The sequence below is a fragment of the Mycolicibacterium wolinskyi genome, from assembly GCF_002101965.1.
Taxonomy (GTDB): domain Bacteria; phylum Actinomycetota; class Actinomycetes; order Mycobacteriales; family Mycobacteriaceae; genus Mycobacterium; species Mycobacterium wolinskyi.
Genome location: NZ_LQQA01000031.1, coordinates 254571 through 270838, shown reverse-complemented (window position 1 = coordinate 270838; position 16268 = coordinate 254571). Strand labels below are relative to the sequence as shown.

Below are 16268 nucleotides of genomic sequence, written 5' to 3'. Positions count from 1 at the left end.
CGCGCGCCGATCCGCGCACCCGTCGAAGGACGGGATCGCCTGCTAGCCGAGCTTTCCGGTACGTGGGCTCTCGGTGGTGGCGATGCAGGTGACCACCCGGTCGCCGCGTTGCCAGGAGTCCGCGGTCGGGTAGAGCACGAACAGTTTGATCGCGGAATCCTCCGCCGTCGCCGGCGAGTACTCCGCAAGCGCCGGGGCGCACTTGTCGGTGTACTTGATCACCTCTGCCTCACCGGGGAAGTCGCCATCGGGCATCGGCAACACCGCAAAGACCTCACCTTTGTGCGGCTGATCGCACGGCACGGTCTGCACGTAGAGCACGCGGCTGCTGTCGGGAATCTCGGCAAGGCAGTCGCCGCTCTTCACCTCGGATGCCTCGGTCGAGTCGCGTTGGGTGAAGACATAGAGCGCCACGCCGGCGGCGACGACCAGTGCGATCACGGCAACCACTGCGATCAGCACCCACTGGAGTGCCGAGGACTTCTTGGGCGGTACCGGGAACTGGCCGGACTCCGACGAGTACGGCTGCGGCGGGGGCGGCGGATAGCCGTGGCCAGGCGGCGGACCGTACGGCGGAGGGCCGGGGGGAGTGCTCATGATCCGACGATATCGAGCCGCCGCAACGCCGCGTCGACCGCAAGGGCCGGGACGTCGAGGGTCTTGGACCCCAGATCGTGCCGCGCGCCGGTGATCGCGACCACCTCGGCGGGGCCGGTGATCAACGCCGCGGCCGCATCGATCTCGTCGAGCGTGCCGAATGGGTCGGCACTGCCGTGCGTGAACACGGTCGGCACCGTGATGCGGGGCAGGTGCTCGGTGCGGGCCTGCTCGGGCTTGCCGGGTGGATGCAGCGGATACGAGAAGAGGGTCAAGACGTCGACGACGACGCCTTCGTCGGCGACCGCCATCGACGTCTGCCTGCCCCCGTACGAGTGCCCGCCCGCGAGCACCGGACCGTCACCGAGGCTGCGCGCCAACGTGACTGCCTCCGCGATCCCTTCGCGGTCGCCGGCCGCCGAACCCGACGGCGGTCCCTTGGGCCTGCGCCGCCGGTAGGGCAGGTTGTAGCGGATCGCCAGCCAGCCGCGGGAAGCCCATTCGTCACAGATCCTGATCAGCAGCGGCGACTCGCGACTGCCGCCTGCGCCGTGGGTGAGCACGACTGTTCCTTTCGGGCTGCCCGGGGGCCGGTGCTCGATGCCTGCGATGTCGTCGAGGCTCATGATTGCAGGCGGAACAGTGCGTTCACCGGGCCGTGGCCGTGCCCCAGCGGATAGGCCGCACGGATGCATTCGGTCACCCAGGCCTTGCCGAACTCGACCGCGTCGGGAACCGAATAGCCATGGGCCAGAGCGCATGCCGTGGCCGCGGCCAGCGTGTCACCCGCGCCGTGGTCATGGCCGGTGTCCACGCGCGGCGCGTCGAACTCGTAGAAGTCACTGCCGTTGAACAGGATGTCGGGGCTTGCCGCCGACGAACGCAGATGCCCGCCCTTGACCAAGGCCCACTGCGGTCCCAGCGCGTGCAGCGCGCGGGCCGCCTCCTTCTGCGAGGCCGGATCGACCACCTCGATGTCGACGAGCAGGCGTACCTCGTCGAGGTTGGGCGTCACCAGCGTCGCCAGCGGGAACAGGTCAGTGCGCAGCGCGTCCAGGGCGCTGGGATGCAGCAGCGGATCGCCGTGCATCGACGCGCACACCGGGTCGACCACAAGCGGCACCTGCCCGGCGAGCCCCTCGCCGCGCCACGTCTCGGCGATCGTGGAGATGATGTCCGAGGACGCGAGCATGCCGGTCTTGGCGGCCTGGATGCCGATGTCAGAGGTCACCGCCGAGATCTGCCCCGCGACGACGTCGAGCGGGATCTCGTGGAAACCCTTGACGCCCACGGAGTTCTGCACCGTCACCGCGGTCAGCGCGACGCAACCGTGCAGCCCCAGCATCGCGAAGGTCCGCATGTCGGCCTGGATGCCGGCACCGCCGCCGGAATCGGACCCGGCGATGGTCATCACCCGCAGCGGTGTGTGGCCGGCGGGGGGCAAGGACAAGTAGTTCACTTCGACGATTCTGCCAAGGGCAAATACACGCGGTTACCATGTTCGGCGAACTCCACCGACTTGTCTTGCATGGCGTCGCGAATGTCCTGCGTGATGCGCATCGAACAGAACTTCGGGCCGCACATCGAGCAGAAGTGTGCGGTTTTGGCCGGTTCGGCGGGCAGCGTCTCGTCGTGGAACTCGCGTGCGGTGTCCGGGTCCAGCGACAGCGCGAACTGGTCGTGCCACCGGAACTCGAAGCGGGCCTTGGACAGCGCATCGTCGCGCTCCTGGGCGCGGGGATGACCCTTGGCCAGGTCGGCGGCGTGCGCGGCGATCTTGTATGCGATCACGCCGTCCTTGACGTCCTTGCGGTCGGGCAGGCCCAGGTGTTCCTTCGGGGTGACGTAGCACAGCATCGCCGTGCCGGCCTGGGCGATGATCGCCGCGCCGATCGCCGAGGTGATGTGGTCGTAGGCGGGTGCGATGTCGGTGGCGAGTGGCCCGAGCGTGTAGAACGGAGCCTCCTCGCAGAGCTCTTCTTCGAGCTTGACGTTCTCGACGATCTTGTGCATCGGCACGTGACCGGGCCCTTCGATCATCACTTGCACGCCATGGGATTTGGCGATCTTCGTCAGTTCGCCCAGGGTGCGCAACTCGGCGAACTGTGCCTCGTCGTTGGCGTCGGCGATCGAGCCCGGCCGCAGACCGTCGCCCAGCGAGAACGTCACGTCGTAGCGGGCCAGGATCTCGCAGAGTTCCTCGAAGTTGGTGTAGAGGAACGACTCCGTGTGATGTGCCAGGCACCAGGCGGCCATGATCGAGCCGCCACGGGACACGATCCCGGTGACCCGGTTGACCGTCAGCGGGATGTAGCGCAGCAGCACCCCGGCATGCACCGTCATGTAGTCGACGCCCTGCTCGCACTGCTCGATCACGGTGTCGCGGTAGATCTCCCACGTCAGCTTGGTGGGATCGCCGTTGACCTTCTCCAGCGCCTGGTACATCGGCACGGTGCCGACCGGGACGGGGGAGTTGCGCAGGATCCATTCACGGGTGAGGTGGATGTCGCGGCCGGTGGACAGGTCCATGATGGTGTCCGCACCCCAGCGGGTGGCCCACACCATCTTGTCGACCTCTTCGCCGATCGACGACGTGACGGCCGAATTGCCGATATTGGCATTGACTTTCACCGCGAACGCCTTGCCGATGATCATCGGCTCGCTCTCGGGGTGGTTGTGGTTGGCCGGGATGACCGCCCGCCCACGTGCGACCTCGTCGCGCACCAGCTCGGCCGAAACACCTTCGCGCGCAGCGATGAACGCCATCTCGGCGGTGATCTCGCCGGCTCTGGCGCGCTGCAGCTGCGTGCCCCGGTCGCGCACCACGCCCGGGCGGGGCGGCAACCCGGCATTCAGATCGATCGCGGCCTCGGGGTCGGTGTACGGGCCCGAGGTGTCGTACAGGTCGAGATGATCGCCGTCGGTCAACAGCACCCGACGGAACGGCACACGCATGGCGGCCCCATCATGGCCGACGTCACGGTAGGACTTGACGCTTCCGGTGATCGGACCGATCGTGACCGACGGGTCGACCGTGCCGTTGACAAAGACATCACTCATGAAAGATCTCCCTACGCCGGCATTACCCGGTCAGGTTCGTACGGTCGACGGGCCTACCCGTCCTCTCAGCGCGCTCGGTGCGCGCTCCCGCGTGGATTTGGTTGTGCGTGTCCCAACGTAGCGCAGTCGGTCGGCGATGGGGAACCGGGGCGCGACGGATTGCCCCTCGATGGTTTGTATAGCTAATATATGTGTTTTGAATGTATGGGCCGCCGCTGTCCCTGGATTGCGATACGTAAAGCGAAGACGGAATGACGACTGAGACGACGAAAGCTGCCGGGAGCGTTGACGCGGCCCAGGCCGTGACCGCGACCCGACGCATGCGCATGGACCGCGATCACCCCTTCTACAAGTGGATCGTGCTGTCCAACACCACACTGGGCACCCTTCTTGCGACCATCAACGCCTCCATCGTGTTGATCTCGCTGCCCGCGATCTTCCGCGGGATCGGGCTGAACCCGCTCGCTCCGGCCAACGTCAGCTATCTGCTGTGGATGCTGATGGGCTACCTCGTGGTGACGGCCGTGCTGGTGGTGCTGTTCGGCCGGCTCGGCGACATGTACGGCCGGGTCCGCATCTACAACCTCGGCTTCGTGGTGTTCACGGTCGCCGCGGTCGCACTGTCGGTGGACCCGTTCGACTTCGGGGGCGGCGCGGTGTGGCTGATCGCGTGGCGCGTGGTGCAGGGTGTCGGCGGGGCAATGCTGATGGCCTCGTCGTCGGCGATCCTCACCGACGCGTTCCCCGCCAACCAGCGCGGTATGGCGCTCGGCGTCAACATGGTGTCTGCGGTCGCCGGATCGTTCCTCGGCCTGTTGATCGGTGGCGTGCTCTCCGAATGGGACTGGCGTGCCATTTTCTGGGTGGGCGTGCCCGTCGGGGTCCTGGGCACCATCTGGAGTTACCGCTCGCTCAAGGAACTCGGCGTGCGCACCCCGGGACGGCTCGACTGGGCCGGAACCCTCACCTTCGGCGTCGGGTTGACCGTGCTGCTCACCGGCATCACCTATGGCATCCAGCCCTACGGTGATTCCACGACCGGTTGGACCAACCCGTGGGTGTTCGGGTCGATCGCGGCGGGGCTGGGCCTGCTGGTGCTGTTCTGTGCCATCGAACTTCGCGTGCCGAACCCGATGATGAACATCCGGCTGTTCCGGTCGACCGCGTTCGGCATGGGAAACCTCGCCGGGCTGATGTCCTCGGTGGGCCGCGGCGGATTGCAGTTCATGTTGATCATCTGGCTTCAGGGCATCTGGCTTCCGTTGCATGGCTACAGCTTTGAGTCCACACCGCTGTGGGCCGGGATCTACATGCTGCCCATGACGGTCGGGTTCCTGGTGTCGGGTCCGCTTGCCGGCACCCTGTCGGACCGGTACGGCGCACGGCCGTTCACCGTCGGCGGCATGCTGTTGATGGCGGTTACCTTCGTTGCGCTGGTGATGATCCCGGTCAACTTCGACTACTGGCTGTTCGCACTGCTGGTGTTCCTCAACGGCCTGGGTGGCGGCATCTTCACCGCACCCAACACTGCGTCGATCATGTCGGCGGTGCCGGCGGCCGAACGCGGGTCGGCCTCCGGCGTGCGGGCGACGTTCTTCAACGCCGGCTCGTCGCTTTCCATCGGCATCTTCTTCTCGCTGATGATCGTCGGGCTCGCCGGAAGCCTGCCCACCGCGATGAGTTCCGGCCTTGAACAACAGGGTGTTTCGTCCGCGGTCGCCCACGACGTGGCGAATATGCCACCCGTGGGCAGCCTGTTCGCGGCCTTCCTGGGCTACAACCCGATCGCCGAACTGCTGGCCCCGTCACACGCCCTTCAGCAGCCCGGCGTCAACGCCGAGGTGCTGACCGGTCAGCAGTTCTTCCCGCAGCTCATCACCGAGCCGTTCCATGCCGGGCTGACGGTGGTGTTCGTCGCGGCCGCGGTGATGATGGTGATCGGCGCGGTGGCGTCGTTGTTCAACGCGGGCCGCTATGGGACGGAGGCAGGAGCCGACAATCAGGCCTGAGAGGCAGGAGCCGACAATCAGGCCTGAGAGGCGGGAGCCGACAATCAGGCCTAGCTCGCCCCACCGATCGTGACGGCGCGCAGCAGGAATCCGTCGAGCCGGCGTCCGATCACCGACTCCGCCGGGAAATGCGCGGCGATCTCCAAGTTTTCGTCCGTGACGGCCTCGGCCCATTCGACCGGCCAACCGCCGTCGGACAGGCTGGTCTGAAAGGCGAGCACGACGTCGTCGCGCGTCCTCTCGGACTCCGTGACGAGCGCCGTCGTGGTGGCCCGGTGTGAGGCGGCACCCGCGAATGCGCGGCCGCAGCCACAGGACCCGCGAGCATCGTCGCGGTCGCGCGTACATGGTTCCTGTACCCACACGAGCTCGCCTTCCACGCAGTAGTGATAGTCGTCGGGCTCCATGCCTTGGGTGAACTCGGTTGCCACCAGAATCTTCACGGGTACCTCCACGGTCGGGATGGGGTGCACGCTACGGGGGTGCACCGACATCGAGCCGTGTCCGGGTTTGCAAGCGTCACCTACCATTTGCATGGTGCCGACGGGTGGCGGCACCGGGGTGCGACGGAGGTGCAGCGATGAGTACGTCCCCGCCGCCAGACCCGTGGCGGCCCGAGCCGATGTGGGATCAACTCTTCGAACTCGACGAGGCCCGGCGGGCCTCGGTACTGCCGCGGGGGCTGAAACGCAGGCGGTGGCTTAAGCCCGCGCTCATCGCGTCGGCGGCGTTGGTGGTCGTGGTCGCCGTGTTGGCACTCGTGGTGTGGCTGCTGCGTCCGGAACCGCCGAGTGAAACCACTTCTGGGGCAACCGAATCCACCGGGACGACCGATCCGCAAGCGCAGCGCCGCTTGGCGCAACTGCTGCCTGCCGGCTACTCGCCGGACGCGTGCACCCCCGCGGCGCCGTCCGCGCCGGATGCAATCGCGACGGTGACGTGTGGCGAGAACACCGACCCGAGCGGCCCACCGCGGGCGACGTACACGTTGTTGAGCGACAAGGCCGCTCTCAGTGACGCTTTCGATCAGGTCGTCGCATCATCGACCACCGTCGTGTGCCCGGGCCGCATCCAATCGCCTGGCCCGTGGCGTCGCAACGCGACACCCGATCAGGTCAGCGGCATCCTGTTCTGCGGTACGCAGCAGGGGCGCCCGATGGTGGCCTGGACCGATGAGGCCAGCATGGTGCTGAGCCAGGTCCACGCGGACGAGGCCGGCCCGACCTTCCCCGAGTTGTATGCGTGGTGGTCGTCGCACTCGTAGACGCATGAATGCCGGCGGCGCAGCGGCGCCACCGGCATTCAGCTCACATCGTCAGGGGGCCGGTGTGCCTTGAACTGCCGCAGGCACGAGCGTCGGGATTCCACCGGCCGTCAGCGGCGGTGCCTCGGTGCCGGCGGGAACCGGCGTCGTCGGCGCGGGAGCGCCAGGTGCCGGTGGTGCGGCTGGAGCGGGCGCGGGAGCCGGAGCGGCGGGTGCGCCCGGGGCAGGTGCGGCCGGAGCGGGCGCCGCTGGTGCGGGCGCCGCTGGTGCGGGTGCCGCCGGAGCGGGGGCGACCTGGACGCCTGCCGGCAACGGGGTGCCCTGGCTGCCTTCGGGTGCCGGCGCATCGGCGGGCAGCGGCGTGCCCGGTGCGTCTGCCGGCAGCGGTGTGCCCTGGCTGCCTTCCGGCAGCGGTGAGTCCACGGTGCTGCCCGGCAGGTCGGTCGCCCGGGTTCCGGCGCCCGGCGCCGTGGCGGCCGGCGCCGGAGTGTTCGCCGCGGGCACCGGAGCCGGGGCGGCCGGCGCGGGAGTCGAGGCGACGGGTGCGGCAGGTGCGGTCGCAACCGGTGCGGAGCGGATCGGAACCGATCGGGACCCGGACGGTGCCGGTGCCGACGGGGCAGGTGCCGTCCAGGTCGCGAGATCCTGGCCACCTGCGTTGTAGACGACGCTCGTCGGCTTGTCGCCGGTGACGTCGAAATAGACCTTGCCCGTGGTCTTTTGACCCTGGGCCAGGGTCGCCGGGTTGACGCCCTGCGGCGTGGCGACCTGGAACAGCACGCGGTAGTTCTCACCGTCTGCGGCCCGCGCGTTCAGGTTGGAGACGATCGGCGTCACGGAGCCCTGGATCGCCTCGTCGGTGGCGGTGGCCTCCCACAGCGTGCCGCGCACCGCGTAGGGAATCGTGTCGCTGCTCGGCTTGAGGTCGCTGATCGTCCAGGCCTGCACCACGGCACCGTTTTCCAACTTGGCCTGGCTGCCGAGCTGGCTGCTGGCTGTTGCGGCGGCGTCGGCGAATGCGGTTGCCATACCCGCGGTGCCTGCCGCTCCGGCTGTGGCCAGCGCTGCGGCGACGGCCGCGGTCAACGTCGAGATTTTCATGTTGCGGTCACTCCCTGAGTCGTCGGTTGACGGCTTCCCCCGAACTGGGCGGTCACCTGCCAGCGAAGCTAGCAGTCGAATTAATGGTACGAAACCTTTAACGCCGTATCGGACGCCAATTCCGGGCGGCGAATCGCCGGGCCGCGCGACGGCAAGATCACCGGGACCAAGGTTGCGGAAGTCCTTTTTCTCCAGATGGAAGGGGTACTGCGGCGTTGCCTGCTCTTCACGTCGACGCTCGTGAACAAGAGCTGCGGCAACGATGAACGAAAAGAATTCGATTGCGAACTATTGGCGAAACCTTCGCTTACTTTCTGTTTCGTTCGCGCGTCAGTTCAGGTCCACCAGAACGGGCGCATGATCACTGGGGGATTTGCCTTTACGTTCCTCGCGCACGATTTCGGCGTGCGTCACTCGTTGCGCCAATGCGGGCGACCCCAGGATGAAGTCGATCCGCATGCCCTGACGTTTCGGAAACCGCAGTTGGGTGTAGTCCCAATATGTGTAGACGCCCGGACCCGGCGTGAAAGGCCGCACCACGTCGGCGTATTGCGCCTCGACGATCGCGGTGAACGCCGACCGCTCCAACGCCGTGACATGGGTCGAGTGTTTGAAGACCTCGATGTCCCACACGTCCTCGTCGGTGGGCGCGATGTTCCAGTCGCCCACGAGCGCGATCTGTGCCTGCGGATCGTCGGCCAACCACTTCTGTGCGTTGTCGCGAAGTGCGGCAAGCCATTCCAGCTTGTACGCGTAGTGCGGGGAGCCGACGGTGCGGCCGTTGGGGATGTAGAGGCTCCACACCCGAACGCCGGCGCAGGTCGCGGCCAGTGCCCGGGCCTCGGCGGCGGCTTCCCACGCGGGTTGGCTGTCGAAGCCCAGTTGCACGTCCTCCAGGCCGACGCGGGACGCGATCGCGACACCGTTCCACTGGTTGTGCCCGTGGTGGACCACGTCGTAACCGAGCGCGGCGAACGGCATGGTGGGGAACTGGTCGTCGGCGCACTTGGTCTCTTGCATCGCCAGCACGTCCACGTCGGCGCGCGCCAACCAGTCGGTGACCCGGTCGACGCGGGCACGGATCGAGTTGACGTTCCAGGTGGCCAGCCGCATGGCCTTAGAGCGTACGGGCGGCGACCTGTCGCAGGAATGCGCGGGCGGGCGGGCCGGCGGTGGCCGGCGCCGCAAGCGCAAGGGTGCGGGTCGTGGCGGGCACCAGTGGGCGGGTGACGATTCCGGGCGCCGGGCCCGGCAGCTCAGGAAGGATGCTCAGCCCGAGACCCGAGCGCACCATGTCGATGACGGCGGTCATCTCGTGCGCTTCGAAGTCGGCACCGAGTGCGACGCCCACCTTCTCGGCGACCGGAGTGAACACCGCCGAGCAGCCGCCCGTCGACCGGATGAAGGGTTCGCCCGCGAGGTCGGCATAGGTGATCGCGTCGAGCCCGGCGAGCCGGTGGCCCGCCGGCAGGACCGCCACCATCTCGTTCACGCCGAGCAGCGCGGTCTCGAACTCGGGTGCCGGCAGACTCACGACGCCGACGTCGGCAGCGCCGCGATCCAGCCAGCTGCGGATCTCGGGTTCACTGCCTTCCAACAGGTGCACGGTGACTCGGGGGTGGGCATCGCGGAACACACGCAGCCACGGCGCGACCGCCGTCCCGGTCGCAAACGGCAGGCTGGCCACCCGCAGTGTGCCGGTGAGTTCACCGGCCAGGGCCGCGACCTCGAGGCGCATCGCCTCCATGTGCTGCACGGCGTGGCGGGCGTGGACCACGGCGCGATCACCCGCGGCGGTGAGCGACACGCCATCGCGATGGCGCCGCAGCAGCGGCAGACCCAGTTCGTTCTCGAGGCTTGCGACGGCCCGGCTGACCGCAGGTTGAGACAGGTTGAGCCGACGGCCGGCCGCGGTGAATCCACCGTCGTCGACGACCGCGAGGAACGCCTTGAGCTGAAGCAGGGTCGGCACAACAACCTCCGGTATGCGCAATCTACATGCAGCTATACCAGATATGACATGGAAGAAGCCGGGATGCAGAACGTTTACGTAATACGCATTGACCACATCGAAGGGAATGGGCATGACAGCACGACGAGTTCTGATCACCGGGGCATCGAAAGGCATCGGCCGAGCGGTGGCCGACCGGCTCGCAGCGGCCGGCCATGAACCGGTCGGATTTGCCCGATCGGCCTCGCCGGGCTTTCCCGGCAAGCTGATCGAGGTCGACCTGGGCGACCGTGCGGGCACCGACGTCGCGTTGGCCACCGTCATTGCCGACGGACCGGTCGACGCGGTGGTCAACAATGTCGGTCTGGCTACATTCGCCCGCATCGGCAGCATCGACCTCGACGACCTGTCCCTCAACTACGACGTGAACGTGCGGACCGCGGTGCAGGTTGTCCAGGCCGTGCTTCCGGGGATGCTGGCCAAAGGCTGGGGGCGCATCGTCAACGTGACGAGTCTGACCACGCTCGGCACAGCCGAGCGCACCCCGTACGCCGCATCGAAGGCCGCGCTCGAAGCGGCCACCCGCATATGGGCCGGCGAACTCGCGACCAAAGGCATCACCGTCAACGCCGTGGCGCCCGGGCCGACCGAGACCGAGATGTACCGGCAGCGCAGCCCCGAGGGATCCGAACGCGAGCAGCGTTTTCTGAACACGATCCCGATGCGCCGCGTCGGCAAACCCCGCGAGATCGCCCATGCCATCTGCGCCCTGCTCGACGAGGACGCGGGCTATCTCACCGGCCAGATCATCCGGGTCGACGGCGGCGGCAGCATCACTGCGGCGTGATCACGTCCTCGGCGGCCACGTAGCTGGTGTGGTGGTGCAGCCGGAAACCCAATGCGGTGTAGAGCGTGATGGCCGGCGCGTTGTCGGTTTCGACCTGGACATAGGCATGCTGAGCGCCGAGCTCGGCGCCCCAGTCCAGGAGCGTCGTGCACACCGCGCGGGCGTGCCCCTGTCGGCGGTAGTCCGGTGCGACCCGCACCGACGAAATGCCAAGCCACTTCGTGCCATCCGGTGCAGCCGTCACCGCGCCGCGCCCCACCGCGCGGTCGGCGGCCGAGGCGAACGTCAGCGTGCCGTCGACCACGGCGGTCAACACCTCGACGGGTACGTCGCGTTCGTAGATTCGCAGCCACTGCTCGTCCGGTTGCCACGCCAGCGTGACATTCGGCGTCAAGGGTTGCGCTGGCGTGACAGTGGCGGGGATGTCGCGCACCATCACGCGGGTCGGTTTGATGCCTACGGCCCGGATCGGCAGCAGCCGCTCCGGCAGCGCCAGCCAGGCCGGCAGATCGCGGGCGCGATACCAGTCGACGATCGCAGGCACATCGGCGATCTGTGCCGAAAGATCGAGTGGGACAGCAGAATTCGCACGGCTGGTGGCGCCGAGGCCCGCGCGCAGGAGCCAGCCGCGGTGCCACCGGTGTTCGGTACCCGGCCAGGCCAGTGCGGCCGCGTGTTCGAGGGCGCGGATCTCCGACGCGCGCACCGGGGCGTGGGAGAGCTCGCGCACGCTGAGGATGTCGGCGGGTGCGACGTCGACGAGTTCGCCGGACTTCGTGCGCACGCGCACCGTCGGTTCGGTTTGTTCGATGTGCCCGATGACGTCGGTGAGCGGTTTGGCCGAGCCGGCCGGTAGGCGATAACGCAGGCTCACCCGGCTGCCGACGGCAGGAAGGGCGGGCATCAGTGACCGAACGGGTCGGGATCCTCGCCTGGCATCCAGGACAGGCCGGGTACGCCCCAGCCGTTGCGCTTCACGGCCTTTTTCGCCGCGCGCGCATGTCGGCCGACGAGCCGGTCGATGTAGAGAAAACCGTCGAGGTGCCCGGTCTCGTGCTGAAGCATGCGGGCAAACAGATCGGTGCCCTCGAGCGTGATCTCCGAACCGTCGGCGTCGAGACCCGTCACGCGCGCCCAGTCGGCCCGGCCGGTCGGGAAGTTCTCGCCCGGCACCGACAGGCAGCCTTCCTCGTCGTCATCGGGATCGGGCATCGTCTCGGGAACTTCCGAGGTCTCCAGCACCGGGTTGATGATCACGCCGCGCTTGCGCGCCCGGCTGCCCCGGGTTTCGGCGCAGTCGTAGACGAACAACCGCTTGGCGACACCGATCTGGTTGGCGGCCAAGCCAACCCCGTTGGCGGCGTCCATGGTGTCGAACATCGTCTGGATGAGCTCGGGCAGGTCCGGCGGCAGCGAACCGTCCGCCCCGACCGGAACCGGCTCGGTCGGGGTGTGCAGAACGGGATCTCCGACAATGCGAATCGGTACGACGGGCACGGGGGAAGCTTAGGCGGAAATCCTTCACGTCCGACTCGCGGGCTCAGGTGTCACCTCAAGCCAGCAAGCCGTGGTTGAATACTGCCCGAACCACAGCGATGTAATTTTTCGAGTGTCGGAAGGGTCCAGGGAGCAATATGGACGGCGCCATGGCGCGGACTGAGCAATCCGGGGACGACTCTGATCTGACCGATGGGCTCACCCGGCGCGAACACGATATTTTGGCGTTCGAACGCCAATGGTGGAAGTACGCAGGTAGCAAGGAAGACGCGATCAAAGAGCTGTTTTCCATGTCGGCCACGCGCTACTACCAGGTGCTCAATGCACTCGTCGACCGGCCAGAGGCGTTGGCCGCCGATCCCATGCTGGTCAAGCGTCTGCGCCGGATGCGGGCCACGCGGCAGAAGGCGCGGGCCGCGCGGCGGCTCGGCTTCGATATCAACACCTGACGGTCGCTCCCGCACGCGAGGAGGACAGATGGCCGGTGTGACGGTTCGGGCCATGCGCTCGATACAGTGGACGCAATGAATCAGCGAGAGTCGTCCGGGCTACCCCTGCGCGCCATGGTGATGGTGCTGTTGTTCCTCGGGGTGGTGTTTCTCTTGGTCGGGTTCCAGGCGATCGGATCCGACGACGACTCCTCGGATCAGCAGTCGACCGTCGCGACCGCGACGACGACCACACCGCCGAAATCCTCGCCGAAAGCCGAGCCCGAACCCGCGGCCAAGGCCGAAGTGCGCGTCTACAACATCTCCGACGTCGCAGGCGCGGCCGAAGGCACCGCCACCCGGTTGCGCGACGCCCAGTGGAACGTCACCGAGACCGGCAACCTGACGATGGAGGGTGTCGCGGGTACGACCGTGTTCTTCGGCGAGGCGCCGGGTGAGCAGGCATCGGCCGAAGAAGTGGGCAAGCTGCTCGATGCTCCGGTCGAACCGCGGCGTCCCGAACTTGCCGAGCAACCACCGGGCGTCATCGTGGTGGTCACCGGTTAGGCTTTGGCCATGCTGAAGTCCGTCGGTGTCGCCGTCCTGTTCGCCGCCCCCGTTGTTGCGTTGAGTGCATGCGCCCCCAACGAACCGGTGGCCACCCAGCCCGGTACCACTCCTGCGATCTGGACCGGATCCCCCTCGCCCACGGCCCCGGCCGGGGAGCACGGCGGTGAGCACGGCTCGGGTGCGACGAGTGGTGGCGAGACGCTGACGGCCGACATCAAGACCGCTGACGGCACGTCCGTCGCAACCGCCGACTTCCAGTTCGCCGACGGCTTCGCCACCGTGACGGTCGAGACCACCGCGCCCGGTCTGCTGGCTCCCGGATTCCACGGTCTGCACATCCACTCGGTGGGCAAGTGTGAGGCCAACTCGGTGGCCCCGACCGGCGGTGCGCCTGCCGACTTCAACTCCGCAGGCGGGCATTTCCAGGTCCCCGGACACACCGCGCACCCGGCCAGTGGCGATCTCAGCTCGCTGCAGATCCGTCAGGACGGTTCGGGCAAGCTCGTGACCACCACCGACGCCTTCACCGCCGAGGATCTGCAGGCCGGCACCAAGACCGCGATCATCATCCACGAGAAGTCCGACAACTTCGCCAACATCCCGCCGGAGCGCTACCAGCAGGTCAACGGCACCCCGGGTCCCGATCAGACGACTATGGCCACCGGCGACGCCGGAAGTCGGGTGGCGTGCGGTGTTATCGGCGCCGGCTGACAGCCGCATCGATTTCGCCGGGTCGCCCCGGCCAACCGTCGGCGTCGAATGGGAGTTCGCTCTCGTCGACGCCGACACCCGTGAACTGAGCAATGAGGCCGCGGCGGTGATCGCCGAGATCGGCGAGAACCCGCACGTCCACAAAGAGCTGCTGCGCAACACCGTTGAGATCGTCACCGGGATCTGTGAGAACACCGGCGAGGCGATGGACGACCTGCGCGGCACGCTCGGCACCGTGCGCAATATCGTGCGCGGTCGCGGGATGGAATTGTTCTGCGCCGGAACGCATCCGTTCGCGAAATGGTCGGCACAACAGCTCACCGACGCGCCGCGCTATGCCGAGCTGATCAAGCGCACGCAGTGGTGGGGCCGGCAGATGCTGATCTGGGGTGTGCACGTGCACGTCGGCATTTCGTCGGCGCACAAGGTGATGCCGATCATCTCCTCACTGCTCAACCAGTACCCGCATCTGCTGGCGCTCTCGGCATCGTCGCCGTTCTGGGAGGGCGAAGACACCGGCTACGCCAGCAACCGGGCGATGATGTTCCAGCAACTGCCGACGGCGGGGTTGCCGTTCCAGTTCCAGACGTGGCCGGAGTTCGAGGGGTTCGTCCACGATCAGAAGAAGACCGGCATCATCGACCACCTCAACGAAATCCGTTGGGACATCCGGCCGTCCCCGCATCTGGGCACGGTCGAGGTGCGGATCTTCGACGGCGTGTCCAACGTCCGCGAACTGGGGGCGCTCGTGGCGCTGACCCACTGCCTGATCGTCGACTTGGACCGCAGGCTCGACGCCGGGGCGCAACTGCCGACCATGCCGCCGTGGCATGTGCAGGAAAACAAGTGGCGCGCCGCGCGTTACGGGTTGGACGCCGTGATCATCCTCGACGCCGAGAGCAACGAGCGGCTCGTCACCGAAGACCTCGACGAGCTGTTGAACCGCCTCGAGCCGGTGGCGGCGTCGCTGCACTGCAGCGACGAACTGGCGGCGGTGGCCGACATCTACCACTCCGGGGCCTCGTATCAACGGCAACGCCGCGTGGCCGAGGAAAACGATGGAGACCTCCGTGAAGTCGTTGACGCCTTGATCGGGGAACTTGAGCTATAGGGTGGGCGCATGCAGCGTTTGATGGTGGCCGGGCTCGCCGCCGCGGCGATCGGCCTGGCGGGCTGTAGCAACGTCACGGCCGGCACGCCGATGGCCGATCCCGATCAGACCGGCATATCCACGACGACCACAACGAAGCGAACCCCGACCCGCACCGCGTCGCCGTCGACACCGTTGTTGCCGCCACCATCGCCCGGCGGCGGCGGCCCGAGCGGGGCCAGCACACCGCCGCCGAACGGAATGTCGACCACCTGCACCGAATACGCGTCGCTCGACGAGGCGACCCAACGCGGCATGGTCGACCTCCTCAGCGAGAACGGCTACCCGGGAATGAAGAAGAACCCCTTCATCTGGGTCAGCTTCATCGGCGCGATGTGCGCACTCTCGGACCGCGACGCGACCGTGGTCGAAGCGATCAACAAGAAGGTTCCGGGCTGAGCTGTGCTTGTCACACCCATGTTCCCGCTCGAGGTGGCGATGCTGCCCGGTGAGGAACTGCCGCTGCGGATATTCGAACCCCGGTACGTGGCGATGGTCGGCGACTGCATGGCCATGCCGGAACCGGCTTTCGGGGTGGTGTTGATCGCCGCCGGCCGCGAGGTGGGCGGTGGCGATCAACGGTGCGACGTGGGGGCACTCGCCCGGATCGTGGACTGCCAGAACCTGGGAGCGGAGCGGTTTCGGCTCGCCTGCGTGATGGGTGAGCGAATTCGGGTCCTGCGCTGGCTCGACGACGACCCATACCCGCGGGCCGAATTCGAGCTCTGGCCCGACGAACCCGGCGACCCGGTCGATGCTGCGCAGATCGCGGGGATCGAGGACCGGATGGTCGCTCTGTTCGACCGGATCGGGGAGGCCAAGGGGATGAGCGTGCACAGCCGCGAGATCGTGGCCGCTGCCCGGCTCGACCCGGCGAATCACTTGTACGCCTTGGCTGCTCGCCTACCCATGGGGCAGGCCGACCGTTACTCCGTGCTGTCCGCGCCGACCGAGGCCGCGCGGCTGGCAGCCTTGAGCGAAGCGGTGGACACCGTCACCGCGATGGTGGAGTTCCAGCTTTCGGAATAGCTCGCGGTGGCGTGCCCGAGATCGACGCTGTGGTCGATCCTCGTCGCGGACATC

At 67.5% G+C, this 16268-nt stretch carries 19 protein-coding genes and 1 riboswitch; of the genes, 9 read left to right on the top strand and 10 right to left on the bottom strand.

All coding sequences use genetic code 11. From position 1 onward, the window contains the following. Nucleotides 1-42: 42 nt before the first annotated feature. From AWC31_RS28905 to thiC, 4 genes are all read right to left on the bottom strand, one after another. The gene (locus AWC31_RS28905) at nt 43-597 is read right to left on the bottom strand and encodes a septum formation family protein (protein WP_085147733.1); all 555 of its coding nucleotides are present in this window, start codon (nt 595-597) and stop codon (nt 43-45) included. Then, complete coding sequence (locus AWC31_RS28900) at nt 594-1223, bottom strand: alpha/beta hydrolase family protein (protein ID WP_085147730.1); 630 nt, start codon at nt 1221-1223, stop codon at nt 594-596. Before AWC31_RS28900 ends, AWC31_RS28905 begins: the two co-directional genes overlap by 4 nt. Beyond that, entirely contained in the window at nt 1220-2056 is an 837-nt protein-coding gene (gene thiD, locus AWC31_RS28895) for a bifunctional hydroxymethylpyrimidine kinase/phosphomethylpyrimidine kinase (protein WP_067849442.1), read from the bottom strand. The genes AWC31_RS28900 and thiD overlap by 4 nt, the downstream gene beginning before the upstream one ends. Further along, complete coding sequence (gene thiC / locus AWC31_RS28890) at nt 2053-3657, bottom strand: phosphomethylpyrimidine synthase ThiC (protein WP_085147728.1); 1605 nt, start codon at nt 3655-3657, stop codon at nt 2053-2055. Before thiC ends, thiD begins: the two co-directional genes overlap by 4 nt. Next, nucleotides 3649-3758, bottom strand: a riboswitch (TPP riboswitch). It overlaps the preceding gene by 9 nt. 150 nt (nt 3759-3908) lie before the next feature. Between thiC and AWC31_RS28885 the strand changes: the two genes are divergently transcribed. Then, complete coding sequence (locus AWC31_RS28885; protein WP_085147726.1) at nt 3909-5666, top strand: MFS transporter; 1758 nt, start codon at nt 3909-3911, stop codon at nt 5664-5666. Nucleotides 5667-5716: 50 nt separating this feature from the next. Here the strand turns inward: AWC31_RS28885 and AWC31_RS28880 are convergent, their stop codons facing one another. Next, the gene (locus AWC31_RS28880; protein ID WP_085147841.1) at nt 5717-6109 is read right to left on the bottom strand and encodes a DUF7715 family protein; all 393 of its coding nucleotides are present in this window, start codon (nt 6107-6109) and stop codon (nt 5717-5719) included. Between the two features lie 137 nt (nt 6110-6246). Here AWC31_RS28880 and AWC31_RS28875 point away from each other — a divergent pair, with 137 nt between their 5' ends. Beyond that, a complete protein-coding gene (locus AWC31_RS28875; protein ID WP_234817028.1) occupies nt 6247-6930 on the top strand; it encodes a hypothetical protein in 684 nt (227 codons plus the stop codon). 51 nt (nt 6931-6981) lie between these two features. Here AWC31_RS28875 and AWC31_RS28870 read toward each other — a convergent pair whose 3' ends face one another. The 3 genes from AWC31_RS28870 to AWC31_RS28860 all read right to left on the bottom strand — a co-directional run bounded on the left by AWC31_RS28870 (nt 6982) and on the right by AWC31_RS28860 (nt 10003). Then, nucleotides 6982-8031: an MPT63 family protein gene (locus AWC31_RS28870; RefSeq protein ID WP_085147722.1), complete on the bottom strand. Its 1050-nt coding sequence runs from the start codon at nt 8029-8031 to the stop codon at nt 6982-6984. A gap of 330 nt (nt 8032-8361) precedes the next feature. After that, a complete protein-coding gene (locus AWC31_RS28865) occupies nt 8362-9144 on the bottom strand; it encodes an exodeoxyribonuclease III (RefSeq protein ID WP_067849432.1) in 783 nt (260 codons plus the stop codon). Between the two features lie 4 nt (nt 9145-9148). Further along, nucleotides 9149-10003: a LysR family transcriptional regulator gene (locus AWC31_RS28860; protein ID WP_085147719.1), complete on the bottom strand. Its 855-nt coding sequence runs from the start codon at nt 10001-10003 to the stop codon at nt 9149-9151. 112 nt (nt 10004-10115) lie between these two features. Between AWC31_RS28860 and AWC31_RS28855 the strand changes: the two genes are divergently transcribed. Next, nucleotides 10116-10829 carry an SDR family oxidoreductase gene (locus AWC31_RS28855; RefSeq protein ID WP_085147840.1) on the top strand — a complete coding sequence of 238 codons (714 nt, stop codon included), beginning with the start codon at nt 10116-10118 and terminating at the stop codon, nt 10827-10829. On the opposite strand, the gene AWC31_RS28850 is transcribed toward AWC31_RS28855, so the two are convergent. Then, complete coding sequence (locus AWC31_RS28850; RefSeq protein ID WP_085147717.1) at nt 10816-11733, bottom strand: N-acetylglutamate synthase, CG3035 family; 918 nt, start codon at nt 11731-11733, stop codon at nt 10816-10818. The two genes, AWC31_RS28855 and AWC31_RS28850, sit on opposite strands and share 14 nt — an antisense overlap. Continuing rightward, nucleotides 11733-12326 carry a peptide deformylase gene (locus tag AWC31_RS28845; protein WP_067849425.1) on the bottom strand — a complete coding sequence of 198 codons (594 nt, stop codon included), beginning with the start codon at nt 12324-12326 and terminating at the stop codon, nt 11733-11735. Before AWC31_RS28845 ends, AWC31_RS28850 begins: the two co-directional genes overlap by 1 nt. 137 nt (nt 12327-12463) lie before the next feature. Here AWC31_RS28845 and AWC31_RS28840 point away from each other — a divergent pair, with 137 nt between their 5' ends. From AWC31_RS28840 to AWC31_RS28815, 6 genes are all read left to right on the top strand, one after another. Next, complete coding sequence (locus AWC31_RS28840; protein ID WP_067849423.1) at nt 12464-12775, top strand: nucleoid-associated protein NapA; 312 nt, start codon at nt 12464-12466, stop codon at nt 12773-12775. A gap of 75 nt (nt 12776-12850) precedes the next feature. Next, nucleotides 12851-13321: a LytR C-terminal domain-containing protein gene (locus tag AWC31_RS28835; protein ID WP_207626449.1), complete on the top strand. Its 471-nt coding sequence runs from the start codon at nt 12851-12853 to the stop codon at nt 13319-13321. A 9-nt stretch (nt 13322-13330) separates the two neighbouring features. After that, nucleotides 13331-14035 (top strand): superoxide dismutase[Cu-Zn], encoded by a 705-nt coding sequence (gene sodC, locus AWC31_RS28830; protein ID WP_085147713.1) that lies wholly within the window; start codon nt 13331-13333, stop codon nt 14033-14035. After that, nucleotides 14016-15146 carry a glutamate--cysteine ligase gene (locus tag AWC31_RS28825; RefSeq protein ID WP_085147711.1) on the top strand — a complete coding sequence of 377 codons (1131 nt, stop codon included), beginning with the start codon at nt 14016-14018 and terminating at the stop codon, nt 15144-15146. The genes sodC and AWC31_RS28825 overlap by 20 nt, the downstream gene beginning before the upstream one ends. Nucleotides 15147-15155: 9 nt before the next feature. Further along, a complete protein-coding gene (locus AWC31_RS28820; RefSeq protein ID WP_085147709.1) occupies nt 15156-15584 on the top strand; it encodes a hypothetical protein in 429 nt (142 codons plus the stop codon). A gap of 3 nt (nt 15585-15587) precedes the next feature. Continuing rightward, on the top strand, nt 15588-16214 hold the full coding sequence (locus tag AWC31_RS28815) for an LON peptidase substrate-binding domain-containing protein (protein ID WP_110775313.1): 627 nt from the start codon (nt 15588-15590) through the stop codon (nt 16212-16214). The last annotated feature ends 54 nt before the right edge of the window (nt 16215-16268 follow it).

Coding starts and splice junctions, on each gene's coding strand:
- AWC31_RS28850 (WP_085147717.1), bottom strand. CDS start 11,733: ATGCCCGCCCTTCCTGCCGTCGGCAGCCGGGTGAGCCTGCGTTATCGC.
- AWC31_RS28900 (WP_085147730.1), bottom strand. CDS start 1,223: ATGAGCCTCGACGACATCGCAGGCATCGAGCACCGGCCCCCGGGCAGC.
- AWC31_RS28865 (WP_067849432.1), bottom strand. CDS start 9,144: ATGCGGCTGGCCACCTGGAACGTCAACTCGATCCGTGCCCGCGTCGAC.
- AWC31_RS28835 (WP_207626449.1), top strand. CDS start 12,851: ATGAATCAGCGAGAGTCGTCCGGGCTACCCCTGCGCGCCATGGTGATG.
- AWC31_RS28820 (WP_085147709.1), top strand. CDS start 15,156: ATGCAGCGTTTGATGGTGGCCGGGCTCGCCGCCGCGGCGATCGGCCTG.
- thiC (WP_085147728.1), bottom strand. CDS start 3,657: ATGAGTGATGTCTTTGTCAACGGCACGGTCGACCCGTCGGTCACGATC.
- AWC31_RS28840 (WP_067849423.1), top strand. CDS start 12,464: ATGGACGGCGCCATGGCGCGGACTGAGCAATCCGGGGACGACTCTGAT.
- sodC (WP_085147713.1), top strand. CDS start 13,331: ATGCTGAAGTCCGTCGGTGTCGCCGTCCTGTTCGCCGCCCCCGTTGTT.
- AWC31_RS28905 (WP_085147733.1), bottom strand. CDS start 597: ATGAGCACTCCCCCCGGCCCTCCGCCGTACGGTCCGCCGCCTGGCCAC.
- AWC31_RS28855 (WP_085147840.1), top strand. CDS start 10,116: ATGACAGCACGACGAGTTCTGATCACCGGGGCATCGAAAGGCATCGGC.
- AWC31_RS28885 (WP_085147726.1), top strand. CDS start 3,909: ATGACGACTGAGACGACGAAAGCTGCCGGGAGCGTTGACGCGGCCCAG.
- AWC31_RS28870 (WP_085147722.1), bottom strand. CDS start 8,031: ATGAAAATCTCGACGTTGACCGCGGCCGTCGCCGCAGCGCTGGCCACA.
- AWC31_RS28875 (WP_234817028.1), top strand. CDS start 6,247: ATGAGTACGTCCCCGCCGCCAGACCCGTGGCGGCCCGAGCCGATGTGG.